18 protein-coding genes and 2 pseudogenes are annotated in these 19,342 nt (G+C 66.6%); 13 read left to right on the top strand and 7 right to left on the bottom strand.

Annotation, left to right across the window (positions count from 1 at the left end):
- From AC5Y49_RS01315 to AC5Y49_RS01340, 6 genes are all read left to right on the top strand, one after another.
- The gene (locus AC5Y49_RS01315; RefSeq protein WP_224860251.1) at nt 1-2,076 is read left to right on the top strand and encodes a Mu transposase C-terminal domain-containing protein; all 2,076 of its coding nucleotides are present in this window, start codon (nt 1-3) and stop codon (nt 2,074-2,076) included.
- Nucleotides 2,064-3,089: a TniB family NTP-binding protein gene (locus AC5Y49_RS01320; protein WP_007172501.1), complete on the top strand. Its 1,026-nt coding sequence runs from the start codon at nt 2,064-2,066 to the stop codon at nt 3,087-3,089. Before AC5Y49_RS01315 ends, AC5Y49_RS01320 begins: the two co-directional genes overlap by 13 nt.
- A complete protein-coding gene (locus AC5Y49_RS01325) occupies nt 3,079-3,990 on the top strand; it encodes a TniQ family protein (RefSeq protein ID WP_074021686.1) in 912 nt (303 codons plus the stop codon). Before AC5Y49_RS01320 ends, AC5Y49_RS01325 begins: the two co-directional genes overlap by 11 nt.
- A 71-nt stretch (nt 3,991-4,061) precedes the next feature.
- Nucleotides 4,062-4,418: a Cd(II)/Pb(II)-sensing metalloregulatory transcriptional regulator CmtR gene (cmtR, locus tag AC5Y49_RS01330; RefSeq protein ID WP_007170255.1), complete on the top strand. Its 357-nt coding sequence runs from the start codon at nt 4,062-4,064 to the stop codon at nt 4,416-4,418.
- A gap of 81 nt (nt 4,419-4,499) precedes the next feature.
- Nucleotides 4,500-4,796 (top strand): DUF1490 family protein, encoded by a 297-nt coding sequence (locus AC5Y49_RS01335; protein ID WP_033718759.1) that lies wholly within the window; start codon nt 4,500-4,502, stop codon nt 4,794-4,796.
- A gap of 64 nt (nt 4,797-4,860) precedes the next feature.
- A complete protein-coding gene (locus tag AC5Y49_RS01340; protein WP_033718775.1) occupies nt 4,861-7,149 on the top strand; it encodes a heavy metal translocating P-type ATPase in 2,289 nt (762 codons plus the stop codon).
- A gap of 53 nt (nt 7,150-7,202) precedes the next feature.
- Here AC5Y49_RS01340 and AC5Y49_RS01345 read toward each other — a convergent pair whose 3' ends face one another.
- Nucleotides 7,203-7,589: an ArsR/SmtB family transcription factor gene (locus AC5Y49_RS01345; RefSeq protein ID WP_007170252.1), complete on the bottom strand. Its 387-nt coding sequence runs from the start codon at nt 7,587-7,589 to the stop codon at nt 7,203-7,205.
- Between the two features lie 88 nt (nt 7,590-7,677).
- Between AC5Y49_RS01345 and arsM the strand changes: the two genes are divergently transcribed.
- Both arsM and arsB read left to right on the top strand, forming a co-directional pair.
- On the top strand, nt 7,678-8,478 hold the full coding sequence (gene arsM / locus AC5Y49_RS01350) for an arsenite methyltransferase (protein WP_007170251.1): 801 nt from the start codon (nt 7,678-7,680) through the stop codon (nt 8,476-8,478).
- A gap of 101 nt (nt 8,479-8,579) precedes the next feature.
- Nucleotides 8,580-10,087 (top strand): annotated as a pseudogene (gene arsB / locus AC5Y49_RS01355) (ACR3 family arsenite efflux transporter).
- A gap of 242 nt (nt 10,088-10,329) precedes the next feature.
- Here the strand turns inward: arsB and AC5Y49_RS01360 are convergent.
- Entirely contained in the window at nt 10,330-10,662 is a 333-nt protein-coding gene (locus AC5Y49_RS01360; RefSeq protein ID WP_007170248.1) for a YnfA family protein, read from the bottom strand.
- Between the two features lie 507 nt (nt 10,663-11,169).
- On the opposite strand from AC5Y49_RS01360, the gene AC5Y49_RS01365 reads away from it, so the two are divergent.
- Nucleotides 11,170-12,576 carry an IS1380 family transposase gene (locus tag AC5Y49_RS01365; protein ID WP_499884036.1) on the top strand — a complete coding sequence of 469 codons (1,407 nt, stop codon included), beginning with the start codon at nt 11,170-11,172 and terminating at the stop codon, nt 12,574-12,576.
- Between the two features lie 189 nt (nt 12,577-12,765).
- Here AC5Y49_RS01365 and AC5Y49_RS01370 read toward each other — a convergent pair whose 3' ends face one another.
- Both AC5Y49_RS01370 and AC5Y49_RS01375 read right to left on the bottom strand, forming a co-directional pair.
- Nucleotides 12,766-13,536 carry a DUF2182 domain-containing protein gene (locus AC5Y49_RS01370; RefSeq protein WP_007170247.1) on the bottom strand — a complete coding sequence of 257 codons (771 nt, stop codon included), beginning with the start codon at nt 13,534-13,536 and terminating at the stop codon, nt 12,766-12,768.
- Nucleotides 13,537-13,539: 3 nt separating this feature from the next.
- Nucleotides 13,540-13,971, bottom strand: a complete 432-nt coding sequence (locus AC5Y49_RS01375; protein ID WP_007170246.1) for a heavy metal-responsive transcriptional regulator — start codon at nt 13,969-13,971, stop codon at nt 13,540-13,542.
- Nucleotides 13,972-14,092: 121 nt separating this feature from the next.
- Between AC5Y49_RS01375 and AC5Y49_RS01380 the strand changes: the two genes are divergently transcribed.
- The 4 genes from AC5Y49_RS01380 to AC5Y49_RS01395 all read left to right on the top strand — a co-directional run bounded on the left by AC5Y49_RS01380 (nt 14,093) and on the right by AC5Y49_RS01395 (nt 17,571).
- The gene (locus AC5Y49_RS01380; protein WP_033718771.1) at nt 14,093-14,389 is read left to right on the top strand and encodes a DUF1490 family protein; all 297 of its coding nucleotides are present in this window, start codon (nt 14,093-14,095) and stop codon (nt 14,387-14,389) included.
- A gap of 55 nt (nt 14,390-14,444) precedes the next feature.
- Nucleotides 14,445-16,814 carry a copper-translocating P-type ATPase gene (locus tag AC5Y49_RS01385; protein WP_109469971.1) on the top strand — a complete coding sequence of 790 codons (2,370 nt, stop codon included), beginning with the start codon at nt 14,445-14,447 and terminating at the stop codon, nt 16,812-16,814.
- 11 nt (nt 16,815-16,825) lie between these two features.
- Nucleotides 16,826-17,164, top strand: coding sequence for a transposase (locus AC5Y49_RS01390; RefSeq protein WP_033718757.1), 339 nt, complete (start codon nt 16,826-16,828; stop codon nt 17,162-17,164).
- Nucleotides 17,165-17,307: 143 nt separating this feature from the next.
- Complete coding sequence (locus tag AC5Y49_RS01395) at nt 17,308-17,571, top strand: hypothetical protein (RefSeq protein ID WP_007172605.1); 264 nt, start codon at nt 17,308-17,310, stop codon at nt 17,569-17,571.
- Here the strand turns inward: AC5Y49_RS01395 and AC5Y49_RS01400 are convergent.
- The 3 genes and pseudogenes from AC5Y49_RS01400 to AC5Y49_RS01410 all read right to left on the bottom strand — a co-directional run.
- A pseudogene (locus AC5Y49_RS01400) lies at nt 17,568-17,729 on the bottom strand (YnfA family protein); the annotation flags it as partial. The gene AC5Y49_RS01395 and the pseudogene AC5Y49_RS01400 overlap by 4 nt on opposite strands.
- Nucleotides 17,730-17,732: 3 nt before the next feature.
- Nucleotides 17,733-18,332: a nitrile hydratase subunit alpha gene (locus tag AC5Y49_RS01405; RefSeq protein ID WP_499884037.1), complete on the bottom strand. Its 600-nt coding sequence runs from the start codon at nt 18,330-18,332 to the stop codon at nt 17,733-17,735.
- Nucleotides 18,333-18,370: 38 nt separating this feature from the next.
- Nucleotides 18,371-19,195 carry an SH3-like domain-containing protein gene (locus AC5Y49_RS01410; protein ID WP_499884038.1) on the bottom strand — a complete coding sequence of 275 codons (825 nt, stop codon included), beginning with the start codon at nt 19,193-19,195 and terminating at the stop codon, nt 18,371-18,373.
- Between the last annotated feature and the right edge of the window lie 147 nt (nt 19,196-19,342).

Raw genomic sequence — 19,342 nt, forward strand, 5'->3', positions numbered from 1 at the left:
ATGCGGTCGGGTGTCATCCGCGAGGGCGATGAAATCCGGTTATCCGACGGCGTATTCACGGTTGTCACACTTTCGGGCAGTTCAGCCAGGCTGACCGATGCGGTCGGCGGGCAGTCGGTGGTACCGCTGTCTCGGCTGCTGGGCGACCCGGCGTTGGAGTTGGTGTCAGGATCGCGACCGGCTTTGTGTTCCGAAGAAGCGTTGGCCGGGGTGCCCGAGGCTGCCGCCGAGCGGGCCCGCTGGTGGGAACGGCACTTGATCGAGGTGTTGACGGGTCGACGGGTTGATTCCGAGGCGGGTAGCCGGCCGCGGCCGGAGTTCGATCCGGCGTCGCGTTCGTTGCGGCAGCGCGAATTGGCCAAGCTCGCCGAGCTGCGCTCGGCTGGCCACGAGATCAGCTTGTACACGTTGCAGCGGCAACGCTATGCCTACGAACGAGACGGCCTGCTGGGGGTTGTGGATCGCCGGCACATTCCCCGGCGGGCGATGTTCGGCCGCGTCGACGAGCGGCTGGTGGCCGCAGTGCGGCAGGCCATCGATGACGAGACCGACGTGTCGACCGGGACGGTGAGCCGCCTGCAGCGACGGGTGACCAAATCGCTGGTGGCTCAATACGGTGCCCAGGACGCACCGGCGATGCCGTCTCAGCGGACGTTCTATCGTCTGGTGAAGAGGCTGTCGGAGGGCCGGCACACGTTCGGGTCCGCGCGCACCCGGCGTTCGTTGTCCAAACAGCCCGACGGCCCGTTCGGTGCGCTGACGGTGGCGCGCCCCGGCGAGGTGGTCGAGATCGATTCGACCCCCCTGGATGTGCGGGTGGTCCTCGATGACGGCACGGTGGACCGGGTCGAGCTGACCGGCATGGTTGACGACGCGACCTGCTCGATTCCGGCCGCGGTGTTGCGGCCCACGACCAAAGCGGTCGACGCGGCGCTGCTGCTGGCCCGAGCGTTGACGCCAGAACCGATGCGGCCGGAGTGGTCCGATGCGCTGCGGATGTCGCGGTCGGTGCTGCCGTATCGCTGTTTGACCGGCGTGGATCAACGGTTGGCCGATGCGGCCGCCCGGCCGGTGATCGCCCCGGAGACCGTAGTGTGCGACCACGGGAAGGCGTATCTGTCGCAAACCTTCCGGCAGGCGTGTTGCACGTTGGGGATCAATCTGCAGCCCGCCCACCCGGATACGCCGACCGACAAACCCAAGATCGAGCGGACCCTGCAGTCGGTGGCCACCTTGTTCGCCCAGCATGTCGCCGGGTATGTCGGCTCCAGCGTCGAGCGGCGCGGCAAGAACGCCGAACAGGACGCAGTGTGGTCGATCGTGGAGCTGCAAGCCCTGCTGGATGAGTGGATCGTCGCGGTATGGCAAAACCGGCCCCACGACGGCCTGCGTGACCCCGTCACCCCGGGCAAGGCGTTGACGCCCAACGAAAAGTACGCCGCCTTGGTCGAGGTCGCCGGGTATGTTCCGGTGCCGCTGTCGGCCGAGGACTACATCGAGTTACTGCCGTCGTGCTGGCGGCGCATCAATTCCTACGGGATCCGGGTCAACAACCGCAGCTACGACGCTAAGGCACTCAACCCCTACCGCCGCCAGCACTCGGGGGTGGAATCCAAGAAGGGCCAGTGGGAGGTGCACTACGACCCCTACGACGTGTCGCGGATCTGGGTGCGCAACCATCACGACGAGGGCTGGCTGGCCGCGACCTGGACGCATTTGCGCAGCCACCCGGTACCGTTCGGCGAATTGGTATGGCAGCATGCGCGGTCCGTGCTGGCCCAGCGCGGATGCGATCAGGCCACCGAAGCCGAGATCGCCCGCGCGGCCGATGACCTGCTCGACCGGGCCGCGCAAGGCCCCGCCCCCACCCGACAGGAATCCAAGGATCGCAGGGTGGCGGGTCGAACGCGAGCCACCGCGACACCGGCCTGGCCCCGCCCGCCGGATACCGCAGAACCCTGCGATGAGGAGCCGCCGCCAGGCGGTGACGAGGACGCCGACGACATCGAGATCGCCCAAGTCATTCCACTACCGGTGTTCGATGCACGCAAGGAGGCTGAATCGTGGCGGCTGTGAACACTTTTGCCCCGGTGAGCCAACTCGAGGACCGGCGCCAACCCACCACCACGCTCGAGGGTTGGCGCCGTTTCGTCGATGCCGATCCACCCGAGTTCACCCTGTTACCCGATGAGCAGTGGAGCACCCTGTCGGAGACCGAACGGACCAACTACAACGAAGCCCGGGTAGCGCATCACAGTGAACTGGTCGTGGTCACCACGTCGGCGATCCAGCGCATCACCAACGAAGGCCGGCTGCTGACCCTGCTCAACCAACGCGAGATCGGCGCCCGGCGCGGGCTGATCATTTCCGGGGCGGCCGCGACCGGCAAGACCACCGCGGTCAAACAACTCGGCCGATTCCACGAACTGCGTATCAGGACACGATTCGCCGACAAGTCCCGGATCCCGATCGTATACGTGACCGCGCCCCCGAAAGGCTCGGCGCGCAAACTCGCGATGGAGTTCGCGCGATTCCTGGGCCTTCCGCCGATGCAACCGCGGATGAATGTCACCGATATCGCCGACGCTGTCTGCCAGGTCCTCATCGACGCCCGAACCGACATCGTGATCGTCGACGAGATCCACAACCTCAACCTCGATACCCGGGCCGGCGAGGAACTGTCCGATCACCTGAAGTACTTCACCGAACACCTGCCCGCCACGTTCGTCTACGCCGGCATCGACGTCGAGCGCTCCGGTGTGTTCACCGGCACCCGCGGACGCCAGCTCGCCGGGCGCTGCGGTGTGATCAACACCAGCCCGTTCCCGTACGCCGGGGAATGGAAGTCGCTGGTGGCCGCGATGGAAGGCACCCTGCGGTTGCACCATCACACCGCGGGAACGCTGGTCGCCGAAGCCAAATACCTGCATCGACGCACCGGCGGAATGATCGGCAGCCTGGCGCACCTGATCCGCTCGGCTGCGATCCGCAGCATGCTCGACGAAACCGAGAACCTCACCAGGGATCTGATGGACACGGTGCTCATCGACTACGCAGCCCAAACATCGGCGCAACGCCATGCCAGCTGACGTATCAACCCCACCGGCGTGGCCGCAGGGGCCTGCCGCGCCACTACCGCGCACCGTCACACCGTTTCGTGGCGAAACGGTGCAGTCCTATCTTGATCGGCTCGCGCACGCCAACCACCTAGAACCCCGAGGTCTGCGGCGCTACCTGGCCGACGGTCCAGCGATCTGCCGTCCCCGGCCGGACTGGTTGGCAACCGCCAGCGGCCAGCCCGTGGGCATCCTTCACGCCCGGCTCATCGGGCTGGCCGCCCCCGACCGCGACACCACCCGCCAACGCCGCCACGCCCGGCCCGCATGCCGCCTGTGCATGGCACGCCGCGGTGTCTATGAGCCGGTCTACTGCTGGTTGCCCGACTACGCGACCGTCTGCTGCCGCCACCGCCGATGGATCGGTGCAGGCACCTCCACCCTCGACGATCAACGCGATCTGCGCTGCGCCCCCGCGGTGATCGCCGCAGCGCAGCGCCATGCCCGACTGGATCGGTGTCACGGCGACGCTGCGCGCTTCGCGGTCAGGGATGCCGCGCGGATTCACCGCTGCTGGGCACGCAGCACCAGCCCGTTTACGCTGCCGCCTGCCCGCGCCGACGCCGACACGCACATCGGCGCCTACCCGGACCTGATCGCCTTGGCCGCCATCCTGGCCGGCGCTCATCGCCGGATCTGGGGCACCGCGCCAGCCACACCCGCCCGTGCCCGCGCCGTCGATGCGGTCTACGTCAACGTCAGCGCCCGGTTTCCCCAGCACCGCGACCAAACCCGCCCCATCGAACAGTGGATCCACGATCAACAACTCAGCGCCACCCGCCGCGCACACCACTTCGACGCGTGGAAACCACGACCAGGTCAATCCCCGCGATCACCGTGCCCGGCTGGGCCAGCTGGGCGGCGTCAGGGCTGACGGCGGCGTGTGGAGCCATGGCACAATTCAGCCCTTGCTGACATATCAGTATCGGCTGTACTGTTTGGTGCATGCTGACGTGTGAGACGCGGGAATCGGCGCTGGCTCGGCTGGGCCGAGCGCTGGCGGATCCGACGCGGTGTCGGATTCTGGTGGCACTGCTCGATGGGGTGTGCTACCCGGGCCAGTTGGCTGCGCAGCTGGGGTTGACACGGTCGAATGTGTCCAATCATTTGTCGTGTTTGCGGGGCTGCGGGCTGGTCATCGCGACCTATGAGGGCCGGCAGGTTCGCTACGCGCTGGCCGACCCTCACCTCGCCCGTGCTCTGGGCGAGCTGGTCCAGGTTGTTTTGGCGGTGGATACCGACCAGCCCTGTGTCGGCGAGGACGCCGCATCGGGCGCAGCCGAGGCCACCGTTGGTCGATGACCATCAGTGGCAGCGATCCGGTGACCTTGAAGATCGCGGTCGCTCAATCGTAGTGAGTTGGCAGAACAGAAGGGATAAGCAGTGGCTATACATGGGTTCGTGGCCAAAGCAGCCGGGACAGTGTTCACCGGGCTGGTCGGGGTGAGCGCCTACGAGGTGCTGCGCAAGGCGGTGGGCACGGCGCCGGTTCACCGGGCAGCGGTGACCGTGACGGAGTGGGGACTGCGCGGAACTCGGAGCGCAGAGGTAGCAGCGGAGTCGGCCCGGCTGAAAGTCGCCGACGTGGTCGCCGAAGCCCGCGGACGCATCGGCGACGATGCCCCTCGGCCGCCCGCCGCCAAGGCTGACGATGACGACTGCTGCCAAGTGATGGGTTAGCCGTTTTCACGGGGAAAGGTCGATTGTGCCTACTGCTGAGGTTTCCTCCGATCACGGGGCCGCGCTGGTTGTCGTGTCTGCGGGTGCGCGACGAATACGGGTGCGTGCTAACTGGTTTCGGTTCGACGCGGTGCGGGCTGTCGCGATCGAGGACTCGGTCGCCACGGTGGCTGGTGTGGATGCGGTCCGCGCGTATCCGCGCACGGCTTCCGTGGTGGTCTGGTATTCACCCGAGCGCTGCGACACCGCTGCCATTTTGTCGGCGATCGCCGCCGCCGAGCACATCCCTGCCGAGTCGGTGCCCGCCCGGGCGCCGCACTCGGTCGAGGGAGGCAACCCCGGTGTGGTGCAGAGAATCCTCGACTGGAGCGAGCGGACGCTATCCGGCGAGCAAGCTGACAGGGTTTCACAACGACCAGTGCAACGAAGCGATGGCTGCTGCGACCACGACGACAGCCACCCTGAGTCGGAGCGGCTGTGGGGCGTTGTCAAGCTGCGGCGGGCCGCGTTCTCCGGGGTGGTGCTGACAGCCTCACTGGTGACGGCGTGGCTGACTCCATTCGGGCCGGTGGCGTTGGGATTGAAAGTCGTGGCGCTCGCGGTGGGCGCTTCGACGTTCGTGCCCTCAACCGTTAGGCGACTGACCGAGGGCCGTGTCGGTGTCGGCACGTTGATGACGATCGCCGCGCTCGGCGCTGTTGGACTCGGTCAGGTCGGCGAGGCCGCGATGCTGGCGTTTTTGTTCTCCATCAGCGAGGGTTTGGAGGAATACGCGGTGGCCCGTACCCGCCGCGGCCTGCGTGCTCTGCTGGCGCTGGTGCCGGATCAGGCCACGGTCTTGCGCGCAGGTGTCGAAACCGTGGTGGCCGCAGCCGAACTGCGCGTCGGTGATCAGATGATTGTCAAACCCGGGGAACGCCTGGCCACCGACGGCATCATTGTTGCCGGGCGCACCGCCCTGGACGTCTCGGCGATTACCGGCGAATCGGTGCCGGTAGAGGCCGGACCCGGTGATGAGGTGTTCGCCGGGTCGATCAACGGGTCCGGAGTGCTGCAGGTGGAGGTCACCGCGACCGTTGAGGACAACTCGTTGGCGCGAATCGTGCAGATCGTGGAAGCCGAACAGGCCCGCAAGGGCGCCAGCCAGCGCCTGGCCGATCGGATCGCGCAGCCGTTGGTGCCGGGCATCATGATCGCCGGGGCGCTGATCGCCGGGACGGGCAGCATCTTCGGTAACCCGCTGGTGTGGATCGAACGCGCTCTGGTGGTGCTCGTCGCCGCGTCCCCGTGCGCGCTCGCCATCGCCGTGCCGGTGACCGTCGTGGCGGCAGTCGGTGCCGCCTCGAAGATCGGGGTACTGATCAAGGGCGGTGCCGCGCTGGAAGCCCTGGGCACCATCAGTGGGATCGCGCTGGACAAAACCGGAACTTTGACCGCCAACCGGCCCACCGTCATCGACATCGCCACCACCAACGACGCCACCCGCGAAGAGGTGCTGGCGGTCGCGGCCGCGCTGGAAACCCGCAGTGAACACCCGCTGGCCGCGGCCGTCCTGGCCGCTACCCAAGCGCCGGTGGCCGCCGCGAGTGACGTGCACGCCGTTGCCGGAGCTGGGCTGACCGGCCACCTCGACGGGCAAGCCATCCGGCTGGGCCGGCCCGGCTGGATCGACCCCGCCGACCTCGCCGATCACGTAGCGCACATGCAACAAGCCGGGGCCACAGCGGTGCTCGTAGAACGCGATGACCGGCTGCTCGGTGCCATCGCCGTGCGCGACGAACTACGCCCAGAAGCTCCCGAGGTCATCACCGCGCTACGTGCCGGCGGCTACCAGGTGACGATGCTCACCGGCGACAATCACGCCACCGCGGCGGCGCTCGCCGCCCAAGCCGGCATCGAGCACGTCTATGCCGAACTGCGCCCCGAGGACAAGGCTCACCTGATCGCAGAACTGGGCGCTCACCGGCCCACCGCGATGGTCGGCGACGGCGTCAACGATGCTCCGGCCCTGGCCGCCGCCGACCTGGGAATCGCGATGGGCGCCATGGGAACCGATGTCGCGATCGAAACCGCCGACGTCGCCCTGATGGGCCAAGACCTGCGGCACCTGCCCCACGCACTAGCACATGCTCGACGCTCCCGGCAGATCATGGTGCAAAACGTCGGACTCTCCCTGGGCATCATCACCGTGCTCATGCCGCTGGCGATGTTCGGAACCCTCGGCCTGGCCACGGTCGTACTGGTGCACGAGCTTGCCGAAGTCGTCGTCATCGCCAACGGCGTACGCGCCGGACGCATAACGCCTCTTGCGGGGCCAGCACGAGACACCCGGCGGCAGGACAACTCAAGGTAGCGGCGGCCGTCACTGAATCCGAGGCATCGCAGGTCAGGCCCTCAAGCGCTGCCTCAGCCACAACGACAACGGACAACAAACACCCCGCCGAGCGCATCCAGGGCCGCGGGCACCAGCCGGTAGTACGCCCACTTGCCGCGCTGGGTTCGGTCGAGCAGGCCGGCCTCGACCAGGATCTTGAGGTGATGCGACACCGTCGGCTGGGATAGCCCCACAGTAGCGGTCAGGTCGCATACACACGCCTCGGCGCCCTCATGGCCCGCGATCATTGACACAAGCCGTAGCCGGGTCGGTTCGGCCAGCGCCTTGAGCACGCCGGCCAGCCGCTCGGCGGCGGCCGCGTCGAGTACGCCGTCGGTGATCGGGCTGCAGCACGCCGCAACGTCAGCGACCAGCAACGAGTCATCGCGTTCGGTCGGGGAGGCGATCGCGGCGGGCATGGCCCCAGTATGACACACGCATTGACAGTCATCGATGTTTCCCGCACACTGCTCACATAGATGTCTGTCGATGGAAAGAGTAGGTGCGATGACCGCCGAACACAATGAGCTGCGTGATCAGGTCCGGGCCAGCTACGGCGCCGCCGCCACCGCGATCAGCGGGGGCGCTACCAACAGCGATGTGCTGACCGCCGCGAGCTGCTGCGGGTCCAGCGACTCAGCCGATATCGGGACCATCTTCGGCGCCGGTCTCTACGGCGACGACGAGCACTCCGAGATTCCCGCTGAAGCGGTTGCGGCCAGCCTGGGTTGCGGTAACCCGACCGCGGTCGCTGACTTGCACCCCGGAGAGCGGGTGCTTGACCTGGGTTCTGGCGGCGGGATCGACGTTTTGTTGTCGGCGCGCCGGGTCGGCCCGGACGGGTTTGCTTACGGCGTCGACATGACCGACGAGATGCTGGCCTTGGCGAGGCGGAACGCCGAAGAATTCCGAGCCAAGGCCGGTGTCACCAACGTCGAGTTCCGCAAGGGCACCATCGAAGACATCCCGCTGCCCGATGCCGCCGTCGATGTGGTGATCTCCAACTGCGTGATCAACCTGTCCGCCGACAAACCGGCCGTGATCGCCGAGATGTTCCGGGTGCTGGTCCCCGGCGGGCGGATCGGGATCTCCGACGTCGTCGCCGAAGACCACCTCAGTTCGGCCGAGCGCGCCGAACGCGGCTCCTACGTCGGCTGCATCGCCGGAGCGCTGTCCCGCCAGGAGTACCTCGACGGACTGGCCGCGGCCGGGTTCACCGATGCCACGGTCACGTTCACCCACCAGGTGGCCGAAGGGATGCACGGCGCGATCATCCACGCCACCAAACCCGCCGCATCGTCTGATTGAGACAGCCGCAGCGAACGACCGCGCCACCGCGCCCCGACCCACCTCACGTTGACAGCTGCCAGTGAAGCGGTACGCCGCTCGCGCCACGGGAGAGAAACCTCATGAGTGACACCGCCATATCGACTGCTGCACCCGCAGTGGCCGCCAAGCTGTCCACCCTGGACCGGCTCTTGCCGGTATGGATCGGGGTAGCGATGGCCGCCGGCCTGCTGCTGGGGCGGCTGGTGCCCGGCCTGGGCGCGGGCCTAAGTGCCATTGAGGTCGACGGAGTCTCGCTGCCCATCGCCCTTGGGCTGTTGGTGATGATGTATCCGGTGCTGGCCAAAGTCCGCTACGACCAGCTCGGCGAGGTCACCGCCGACCGCAAACTGCTGGCGTCCTCGCTGGTGTTGAACTGGCTGATCGGGCCGGCGGTGATGTTTGCCCTGGCGTGGCTGCTACTTCCCGATCTGCCCGAATACCGCACCGGGTTGATCATCGTCGGGCTGGCCCGCTGCATCGCCATGGTCATCATCTGGAACGACCTGGCCTGCGGGGACCGCGAGGCCGCCGCAGTGCTGGTCGCGTTGAACTCGATCTTTCAGGTTCTCATGTTCGCCGCGCTGGGCTGGTTTTACCTGTCGGTGCTGCCGGGCTGGCTGGGCCTGTCCCAGACCGGGATCGAGGTCTCCCCGTGGCAGATCGCCAAATCGGTGTTGATCTTCCTCGGCGTCCCACTGTTGGCCGGGTACCTGTCCCGCCGCCTAGGCGAACGCGCCAAAGGCCGCACCTGGTACGAGTCGCAATTCCTGCCCCGCATCGGCCCCTGGGCACTCTATGGACTGCTGTTCACCATCGTCATCCTGTTTGCCCTTCAAGGTGATCAGATCACCTCCCGGCCTTTCGATGTCGCCCGCATCGCGGTGCCGCTGCTGGCCTACTTCGCGATCATGTGGGCCGGCGGCTACCTGCTCGGCGCCCTCCTCAACGTCGGGTACGAGCGCACCACCACGTTGGCGTTCACCGCTGCCGGCAATAACTTCGAACTCGCGATTGCCGTCGCGATCGCCACCTACGGCGCCACCTCCGGGCAGGCCCTGGCCGGGGTCGTGGGCCCGCTCATCGAAGTACCGGTGCTGGTCGGACTCGTCTACGTGTCCCTGGCGCTGCGTACCCGCCTCTTCGGACCCGAGTCCCAATCACGCAGTGCCCGCTGATGGCCGACAAACCCAGCGTCCTGTTCGTCTGCGTGCACAACGCCGGTCGCTCCCAGATGGCGGCCGCACTGCTGATCCACCAGTCCGGTGGCCGCATCGAGGTCCGTTCCGCGGGCACCGAACCCGCCGACCAAGTCAACCCGGCGGCCGTTGCCGCGATGGCCGAACTGGGCATCGACATCACAGCCAACAGCCCCGCGGTGCTCACCGCCGACACGGTGCAAGCCAGCGACGTCGTGATCACCATGGGCTGCGGAGACACCTGCCCATACTTCCCGGGAGTCACCTACCGGGACTGGAAACTGCCCGACCCCGCCGGCCAAGCCCTTGAGGTCGTCCGCTCCATCCGCGACGACATCGCCAACCGCGTCCAGACCCTGATCGCCGAACTGCTACCTGGCACCACTACATAACCCAAACCCACAGTCACCGAAACCTGTTGCGCCACTGAGATCCCCCCGGGTTATCCAACGCGGCAACGGCCCATGAAATGCTGGTCGACTGTCTGGCCGTACCCGGGATCGATACGGCGATCGCTGAGCGTGCCGGCCCGTCTCCGTCACCGTCGATACTGATCGGCGGGGCCGAGGTGATGCGTCCCGATCCGCCCCCGATGGGTCGGTTTGGGCCTGCCCGGCCGCCACGTGATGCTGAGCTAGTGGCCGCGAGGGGCGTACATGATCACGGCAACGCCTACCAGGCAGGCCAGGGCGCCGATCACATCCCAACGGTCGGGTCGGAACCCGTCGAGGGCCATGCCCCACGCCAGCGAGCCGGCGACGAATACGCCGCCGTAGGCGGCCAAGATCCGGCCGAAATGGGCATCGGGCTGCAGGGTGGCGACGAACCCGTACATTCCTAGCGCGATGACGCCGAGTCCCGCCCAGAGCCAACCACGTTGCTCGCGGACGCCTTGCCAGACAAGCCAGGCACCGCCGATTTCGGCGACCGCAGCCAGGACGAATAACAGGATTGAACGCGCCACCATGATTGCTGATCTTAGGAGACCGTGCCGGGGCATCGGGGCGTCCCCGGCTTCCGGACGCGGCAGCCCCACAACCCGATCGTCGACCCGTGCGCGTACCCGTGACAGACACCTGCCCCGCACACCATACTCAGAGAGCCAACCCACGGGAACCGACGTGAACACGGCAATGCGTTGGCGTTCAAATCGAATGCCGCACTGCCGGTTCAGTCAGTTCTTCGAGAACTGGGCACTCGGCACTGGACCCGCTCACGCAGGCAGCACCGGCATCCTCGATCAACCCCGCAATACTGTGCTCAAGCGCACGGATCTGAGGCGCCGCAGGTCAAACGGCCAGCAGCGCCTCAGATCAAACGACAGCGGACAGCCAGATCAAAATGTCGCCGCTAAACCTGAATCCACGGATGAATTAGCTGTTCATCGAGTGTCGGAATGAGGAAAGTGCCCTCTGAACTGGGATGATTGATGTTCTCACGCATTAATCGGACCCGGCTCCGAAAGGCACTTCCGGTGCAAGTTTCTCACAGATTCACCGCAGAGTCTGCGGTGTTCGACGATGACCATCTCGTGTCGTGTGCCGGGCTGGTGCCGGTGATGGGTCTGGCTGAGCAGACCGGCCTGTCAGATCTGTTGGCCCAGCACGTGCATATCACCGAGACGAGGATCAAGTCGGGGGCGGCCAACCCCGCTCCCAAATTGGCCACTCTGATCGCCGCGATGTGCGCGGGGGCGGACTGTATCGACGACGTCGACGTGCTGCGCAGCGGTGGGATGAAGACCCTGTTCGGCGGCGTGTACGCGCCCTCGACGATCGGGACCCTGTTGCGGGAGTTCACCTTCGGCCATGCCCGCCAGCTCGAGTCGGTACTGCGCCAGCACTTGTCCGCATTGTGTGAACGGGTCGAGTTGTTGCCTGGCGCCGACGTGCGCGCATTCGTCGACATCGACTCGCTGTTGCGTCCGGTCTACGGACACGCCAAACAGGGCGCCTCCTACGGGCACACCAAGATCGCCGGTAAACAGGTCCTGCGCAAGGGCCTGTCCCCGCTGGCGACCACGATCAGCACCGATACCGCTGCGCCGGTGATCGCCGGGATGCGACTACGGGCAGGTAAGACCGGTTCGGGCAAGGGCGCTGGACGCATGGTCGCCCAGGCGATCGCCACCACCCGCGCGGCCGGGGTCACCGGGCAGATCCTGGTGCGCGGCGACTCCGCCTATGGCAGTCGCGCGGTCGTATCCGCCGCCCGCCGAGCCGGCGCCCGATTCTCCCTGGTGTGGACCAAAAGCACCGCGGTGCGCACAGCGATTGCGACGATCAACCAGGACGCGTGGATCCCGGTGCGCTACCCCGGCGCGGTGCAAGACCCCGACACCGGCGAGTGGATCTCTGATGCCGAGGTCGCCGAAATCGGCTACACCGCCTTCGCGTCCACCAAAGACGCCATCACCGCACGACTGATCGTGCGCCGAGTCAAAGACGCCCGCCACCGCGACGCGTTGTTCCCGGTATGGCGGTATCACCCATTTTTCACCAACTCTGATGAGTCCACCGCCGACGCCGACATCACCCACCGCCGCCACGCCATCGTCGAGACCACCTTCGCCGACCTGATCGACGGCCCGTTGGCACGCATGCCCTCAGGGCGCTTCGGCGCGAACTCGGCCTGGGTGCTGTGCGCCGGGATCGCCCACAACCTGCTGCGCGCCGCGGCAACCCTGGCCGGCGGGCCCCACGCTGTGGCGCGCGGCGCCACCCTGCGCCGCAAGATCGTCAACATTCCCGCCCGCCTGACCCGCCCCCAACGGCGACCCGTACTGCACCTGCCCAGCCACTGGCCCTGGGCTGATGCCTGGCTACGACTGTGGCACAACCTGTTCAGACAACGTCCACCACCATTGGCCGCCCCTGCCTAACCACTCGCCGCAAGGCCCGACCCGATCAACAGGAAAAGCTGGGCAGACCAGCGGCCCGCCCACGCCCACATCCCCGCTAGTCAAAATCAAACAACAACCACCAAGCAATCAGGACTCATCCGTGGATTCAGGCTAAAGCGCAGGGGCGGGTGCGTGGTTGTGTCGTCGTCGTCATGACTTAACTCCTCGCTAGACAAGGTTGATGACCAACGCGGGGTGCACCAGCAGCACAACGCCAAGGATTACGAGCACCGCCCCCGTGACGCGCGTGAGCCAATCGCCGAAGGAGGCGACTCGCTCCAGCCAGATCACCACCGAGAGCGCCAGCATCCACGCCAATTGCATGGTGCCGAAGGCGATCATGACTACGAACAGCATCCAGCAGCTGCCCAGACAAAAGACGCCGTAGCGCCCACCGGCACGAAGCGCCCGGGCCGGGCTGTCGTGGTACTTGCCGCACGGCGGGGAAACCGACAATGGCCAGTAGCAGTGCCGCAGGCACGCTGCTTTCAGCGGCGTGAGCTGATAGATCCCGGCGGCCAGCGCTATGGCGCCGGCCAGGCGGCCGACCCACGGTGATCCGTGTGCCAGTGGCCCGTTGAGGTGGCTCCACGCCCAGAAGGCGGGGATCCCGGTGGCGCTCCACAGGGCCAGGTATCCGGCGACGAAGACGATCGCTGGAGCGGCGCTGCCGGTGGCGGCGCGGGCGTAGGCGCGAACGACGGGCAGGACCGCAGGAAGCATCATCGCGGCCATCATGGCCACCCACGCGATGAGGAAACCGGCGAACGACATCATTGGCGCGGTCTCCATGGGCATTCCTGGCTCGGTGTCCATAGACATGGCGTCGCCGGTCATGCTGACCACTGACCACCACCAGCCCACCCCCGCCACACCCAGCAGGGCGGCCGGCAACCACGCATCAGTCCATGACCACTCACGCATTTCGGTGCTGTTCATGGTCTAGTGGCCGGGACCGACGGTGGCGTCGGCATCCAGGTCGCTTTCCAGAATCCAGCACACCGTGGACTGGTCATGTTCGGTGGGCGCGGCGTGCGCCGCGTGGTCGAGAAGGGTCTGCAGGTGGCCTTCGAGGGCGACCAGTTCGGCGATCTGCGCGCGGACTTGGTCCAGACGGGTGTGCAGGACCTGTTGCACGTGCCCGCACGGCACCTCACCGCGGTCGTGGATCGCCAGGATTTGGCGCACCTTCTGCAAGGTCAGCCCGGCGGCTTGGCCCCGATGGATGAACCGCAGCCGATCCACGACCTCGGGCCCGTAGTCGCGGTACCCCGACGCCGTGCGTGCCGGTGGCGGGAGCAGCCCCGCGTTCTCGTAGAAGCGAATGGTTTTCGCGCTGGTATTGCTGAGTTTCGCTAGTTCGCCGATCTGCATGGAACCCATCCTTGACCTTCCACTGTACTGGAAGGTCAAGGATGGGTTCGTGTCGCTCCGCAGCGACCGTGGCCGACTGGTCACCGTTTGGCGGTGCAACGACGGGAAGGGAGTGCTTGGTATGGCGTGGCATGGGTTCTTGATGAAGGCGGCGCCCACGGTGGTAACCGGGGTGGTGGGGGTTGCGGCGTATGAGGCAGTGCGCACGGCCGTGGCGAAGGTTCCGTTGCGCACGGCAACCGTTGCTGTGACCGCGTGGGGCATCCGGGCCGCCCGCGAAGCGCAGCGCACGGCCGAAACGAACACGGAACAGATCCGATTGACGGTCGCCGACGTGGTTGCCGAGGCACGAGAGCGCGCCGGAGAGGACACCGAACCGGCGATCGTGACGAGCCCGGGCGACGGCCATGACGACTGAGGTCCTGCCGGCCGCCGACGCCACGGCGACGGTCGTATCGGACGCGTCCGGGCGGATGCGGCTGCGCATCACCGGATTTCATGTCGATGCGGTCCGGGCCGTCGCGATCGAGGAGACTCTGGCCACGGTGCCCGGTGTGCAGGCGGTGACGGCCTATCCGCGCACGGCATCGGTGGTGATCCAGTATTCGCCGCAGCGCTGCGACACCGCGGCCGTGCTGTCGGCGATCGGGCAAGCCGAGCACATCCCTGCAGAGTTGGTGCCCACCCGCGCCTCGCATTCCGGCGATGCCCGCACCCCCGGGGTGGTTCGCAAGGCCATCGGTGGACTCCGCCGATTGCTGGGCGCCCGGGCCGATAGCGACGCGCCGCGCGACACCGAGGGTAGTGGCGGTTGCGGGCAGGGACAGGGCGGTGCGTGCGGCACGGCGTCCTCGGGCGAGCTGAACAGGCGTGAGCAGCGGAACTGGTTGCGGCGGTTGCGGCTGGCCATGCCGTTGGCGCTGCTGGCGTCGGTGTCGACGATGGTGTTCGGCGCCTATCCGTGGGCGGGGTGGTTGGCGTTCGCGGCGACGGTACCGGTGCAATTCGTCGCCGGGTGGCCGTTCCTGCGCGGCGCGGTGCAACAGGCGCGGGCGGGAAGCGCCAACATGGACACGCTGATCACACTGGGCACATTGACCGCATTCGGCTACTCCACGTATGAGTTGTTCGCCGGTGGCGCACTGTTCTTCGAGACGGCGGCGCTGATCATTGCGTTCGTGGTGCTGGGTCGCTACTTCGAGGCCAGATCCACGAGCAAGGCGTCGGAGGCGATCGGCAAGCTTTTGGAGATGGGCGCCAAGGAAGCCTGCCTGCTCGTCGACGGGCAAGAAATTCTCGTGCCGGTTGATCAGGTACAAGTCGGAGACCTGGTACGGGTACGGCCTGGGGAGAAGATCCCGGTCGACGGCGAGATCACCGACGGGCGCGCCGCCGTCGATGAGTCAATGCTGACCGGCGAGTCCGTCCCGGTCGAAAAATCGGTGGGCGACCGTGTTGCCGGTGCGACGGTCAACATCGACGGGCTGCTGACCGTGCGCGCCACCGCCGTCGGCGCCGATACCGCACTGGCGCAGATTGTGCGCCTGGTCGAGCAGGCACAGGGCGGCAAGGCCCCCGTGCAGCGACTGGCTGACCGCGTCTCGGCGGTGTTCGTCCCGGCCGTCGTCGGGGTTGCCGCGGTGACATTTGCCGGGTGGACGCTGATCGCCGCCAACCCGGTCGCCGGTATGACCGCCGCGGTCGCGGTGCTGATCATCGCATGCCCCTGTGCGCTGGGCCTGGCCACCCCGACGGCGATCACGGTCGGCACCGGCCGCGGCGCGGAACTGGGGATCCTGGTCAAAGGCGGCGAGGTAATGGAAGCCTCGAAGAAGATCGACACCGTGGTCTTCGACAAAACCGGCACGCTGACCCGCGCCCAGATGCGGGTCACCGATGTGATTGCCGGCAAGCGGCGCCAGCCCAATCTGGTGCTGCGAATCGCCGCCGCGGTCGAGTCGGGCTCCGAGCACCCCATCGGCACAGCGATCGTCGCGGCCGCGCGCGAGCTGGGGTTGCAGATTCCGGCCACGACGGCGTTCACCAGCCTCGCCGGCCACGGGGTGCGGGCCCAGATCGACGGCCGCACCGTGCTGGTCGGACGTCGCACACTTGTCGACGATCACGATTTGGTTCTGCCTGAGCACCTTTCTGCGGCGGCCGCCGAACTCGAAGAGCAAGGCCGCACCGCGGTGTTCGTCGGCCGCGACGACCACGTTGTGGGCGTGCTCGCCGTCGCTGACACGGTCAAGGACGACGCCGCCGACGTGGTCGCTCAACTGCAAGCCATGGGCCTGCAGGTCGCCATGATCACCGGCGACAACGCCCGCACGGCCGCCGCGATCGCCACGCAGGTCGGCATCGATCACGTCCTGGCTGAGGTGCTGCCGCAGGACAAGGTCACCGAAATCGAGCGGCTACAAGACCAGGGGCGGGTGGTCGCGATGGTGGGCGACGGCGTCAACGACGCCCCCGCGCTGGTGCAGGCCGATCTGGGCATCGCGATCGGCACCGGCACCGACGTGGCCATCGAGGCCTCCGACATCACGCTGATGTCCGACCGGCTCGACGGTGTTGTGGAGGCGATCGCGCTCTCCCGGCAGACCCTGCGCACCATCCACCAGAACCTTGGCTGGGCCTTCGGCTACAACACCGCCGCGATCCCCCTAGCCGCACTCGGTCTGCTCAACCCGATCATCGCGGGAGCGGCGATGGGGCTCTCCTCGGTCAGCGTGGTCACCAACTCGCTGCGGCTACGCCGCTTCGGCCGCCACACCCGACAAGGATCGCCCCAGACCGCCCACATGGTGGACATCCCAGATAGCGCGACGTGGGATTCGTGAAGCCAGTAGGTATGCCACAACATCGGCGCTCATTCACCCCGCAGTATCGAGTCACGGCCGCGCACATGGTGATCGACGGGCAGCGGCGAGTCGCTGAGGTAGCCCGCCAGCTAAACGTGGACACGAGCCTGCTGCATACATGGGTGCGCGATGAGCGGTGGCTGATGTCCCAGGCCCGCAGCGGTGACGGCCAGCGGCCAGATGTCGCTGGCGAACAGCCGCTTTCGGTCCAGGAGCGAGCGGATTTGGTCCGGCTAGGGCAGACCGCAGCCGAGCAGGCGCAAGAAATGGCCGGCATAGACGCGTCTCGGCACACTTTGCGACCGCAGCAGCGGCGAGCCGCGGCTTGAACTCGCCGCAAGGGAGTGCGCCTGCCACGGCGTACCCGAAATCGCCGAGCTACCGGGCGCGTCGAACTCCGGCTGCAACTGTCACCGGGTCGCGAAAATTGACCCACCTGAGATGCTAATGACGGGTGTTGGGAGACCGTGGGATGCGGATTGAGATTCTGAGCAGCCCGGGCTGTCCGAACGCGGCAACGGCCCATGAAATGCTGGTCGACTGTTTGGCCGTGGTCGGGATCAACACGGCGATCGTTGAGCGGGTCGGACCCTTTCCGTCACCGTCGATACTGATTGACGGCACCGATGTGATGCGTCCCGATCGGCCGCCGACGGGTGACGTCTGTCGGTTGGATCTGCCCAGCCGTGACGTCATACTGACCGCGCTGCGACGGGCGATTGCGGCCGAAAGCTAGTGGCCGCGAGGAGCGTACATGTTCACGGCAACGCCGGCCAGGAAAACCAGGGGCGCCAAGCACGTCCCAGCGGCCGGGTCGGAACCCCTCGAGGGCCATACCCCACGCCAGCGAGCCGCCGACGAACACGCCTCCCCGTAGGCGGCCAGGATCCGGCCTATTTACCTCAGATCAGATGACAAACCACCCGCAACAGGATCGCCATTTGATCTGAGGCACCGCAGGTCAGACGCCCGCACCTGCCTCAGATAGAACGACAACGGACAGTAGAGACCGAATTCCGCAAGGACCTGGCGCGGCCAGCGCACGATGCGGCGCCGGTAGTTGGGTGTCCGGTACCACTCGGGTGACTGTCCAAGAACCGGGCGCGGATAGCACGAGCAAAGGCTGCAACAAATCACGTGATGCAGCGTCGGGGTGTCCTCGAGTACATGCAGCGCCGTGAAGTCGCTGGGAGTCCCGAAGCCGGTCGGTTGCATCCAGTCGATCCCAACTTCCCGACATGCCGCGATAGCATCCTCGAGCACCAACTGTTTGAAATCCGGATCGAGCCAGGCCTTGGCGACGAGCCGCGCGGCGGGCGTAGGCCCCAGCTGTTCGACGTACTCGGTGTAGCGCCGGTGATCCTCGGCGGTGAACAAACCCTTTTCAATCGCCAGCTCCCGCAACGCGATCTCGAGGACCTCGAAGTCGGTGACCTCCTCGACCATCGGCGCCGCATGCCGCTCGCCGGTGTCGTGGGTCTCGGCTTTCTTCGCCATCCCGGTACTCCTGACTGGCTCTGATCGTGGACTGCGATCTAATGCGCTGGCTGCAGCCAGCGTTCCGAAATCTCCGCCTGCAGCGTGTCGCTTGGGCACCCCGCATACGGCTGCCACAGGTCGGTCATCTTGAAGCGCACGATGTAGAACCATTCGGGTTTCTGATCTTCGCGGTCGAACGCCTCGTCCTCCGGCGTCAGGCTCTCGTAGGAGACTTTGACCACCGTTCCCGGCTTGTCCCGCAGATAGTCCTGGGTGCGGGTGTAGAAGAGCATCGGCAAGTCACGCACCCACACCGAATCGCCTACCGCGAACCGGGCCGCGCCGGCCGTGCCGGCGAAGCACTGCGGATCGCCCTTGCCCAACGCCTCCTGATGATGGTGGTTCCGGGCAACCGTCTTCGTGTCGCCGGTGCTGCGGGGTGCGGCTTCCAACGCATCCTCGCCACCGGCGGCGCAGCGCTCACCCACCTCGCTAGCCCGTTCGATCAGTTCGTTGAGCGTGATGTGGCGCTTATCGATCAGGCAGCGCGCGAGGGCCAGCACCCAACGGCCGTAGTACGGAAAACCGAGATACAGCATCCTCCCGAGGTCGACGTTGCCGAGCCTTCTGCGCTCCTCAGACGTCCAGATGCCTCGCCAGCCCAAAACCTCACACGTGACAAACGCGTTGAGTTCCCACTGCTCTTCTTCTTTTTCTTCGAAGGTGGCCGGCGCATCGGGTTCACCGCCGACGTCGTGCGCCGTCTTCATATAAGCCCGGAAGAGCTCGTGATCAATCTCGTCCGGGTAGGCCCAGTCCTGGAGCCGGTGAAAAGCTACGCGCAGCTGACTGTGGAAGTCACCCATCACCGAGTTCGCCATCGGCTATCGCCCTCCGCATGGATGGATAGCACCCCGACCGAATTACACGATAACACCGAGCCGACCAACATCACCTGCCGTGAAGCGGATCCCAATACTTCCGGTAAGGCGTCCGGTTGCGCTTTCGGTAATTGCAGCCATATCCTC

Source organism: Mycobacterium sp. NGS62, assembly GCF_059812285.1.

Bases quoted from the DNA above. Each gene is read 5' to 3' on its own strand.
- AC5Y49_RS01380 (WP_033718771.1), top strand. From the start codon at position 14,093: ATGGCGTGGCATGGGTTCTTGATGAAGGCGGCGCCCACGGTGGTAACC.
- AC5Y49_RS01405 (WP_499884037.1), bottom strand. From the start codon at position 18,332: ATGGCGAAGAAAGCCGAGACCCACGACACCGGCGAGCGGCATGCGGCG.
- AC5Y49_RS01370 (WP_007170247.1), bottom strand. From the start codon at position 13,536: ATGAACAGCACCGAAATGCGTGAGTGGTCATGGACTGATGCGTGGTTG.
- AC5Y49_RS01360 (WP_007170248.1), bottom strand. From the start codon at position 10,662: ATGGTGGCGCGTTCAATCCTGTTATTCGTCCTGGCTGCGGTCGCCGAA.
- AC5Y49_RS01395 (WP_007172605.1), top strand. From the start codon at position 17,308: ATGCGGATTGAGATTCTGAGCAGCCCGGGCTGTCCGAACGCGGCAACG.
- AC5Y49_RS01325 (WP_074021686.1), top strand. From the start codon at position 3,079: ATGCCAGCTGACGTATCAACCCCACCGGCGTGGCCGCAGGGGCCTGCC.
- AC5Y49_RS01345 (WP_007170252.1), bottom strand. From the start codon at position 7,589: ATGCCCGCCGCGATCGCCTCCCCGACCGAACGCGATGACTCGTTGCTG.
- AC5Y49_RS01390 (WP_033718757.1), top strand. From the start codon at position 16,826: ATGCCACAACATCGGCGCTCATTCACCCCGCAGTATCGAGTCACGGCC.
- AC5Y49_RS01410 (WP_499884038.1), bottom strand. From the start codon at position 19,195: ATGGCGAACTCGGTGATGGGTGACTTCCACAGTCAGCTGCGCGTAGCT.
- cmtR (WP_007170255.1), top strand. From the start codon at position 4,062: ATGCTGACGTGTGAGACGCGGGAATCGGCGCTGGCTCGGCTGGGCCGA.
- AC5Y49_RS01375 (WP_007170246.1), bottom strand. From the start codon at position 13,971: ATGCAGATCGGCGAACTAGCGAAACTCAGCAATACCAGCGCGAAAACC.
- AC5Y49_RS01315 (WP_224860251.1), top strand. From the start codon at position 1: ATGCGGTCGGGTGTCATCCGCGAGGGCGATGAAATCCGGTTATCCGAC.
- AC5Y49_RS01385 (WP_109469971.1), top strand. From the start codon at position 14,445: ATGCGGCTGCGCATCACCGGATTTCATGTCGATGCGGTCCGGGCCGTC.
- arsM (WP_007170251.1), top strand. From the start codon at position 7,678: ATGACCGCCGAACACAATGAGCTGCGTGATCAGGTCCGGGCCAGCTAC.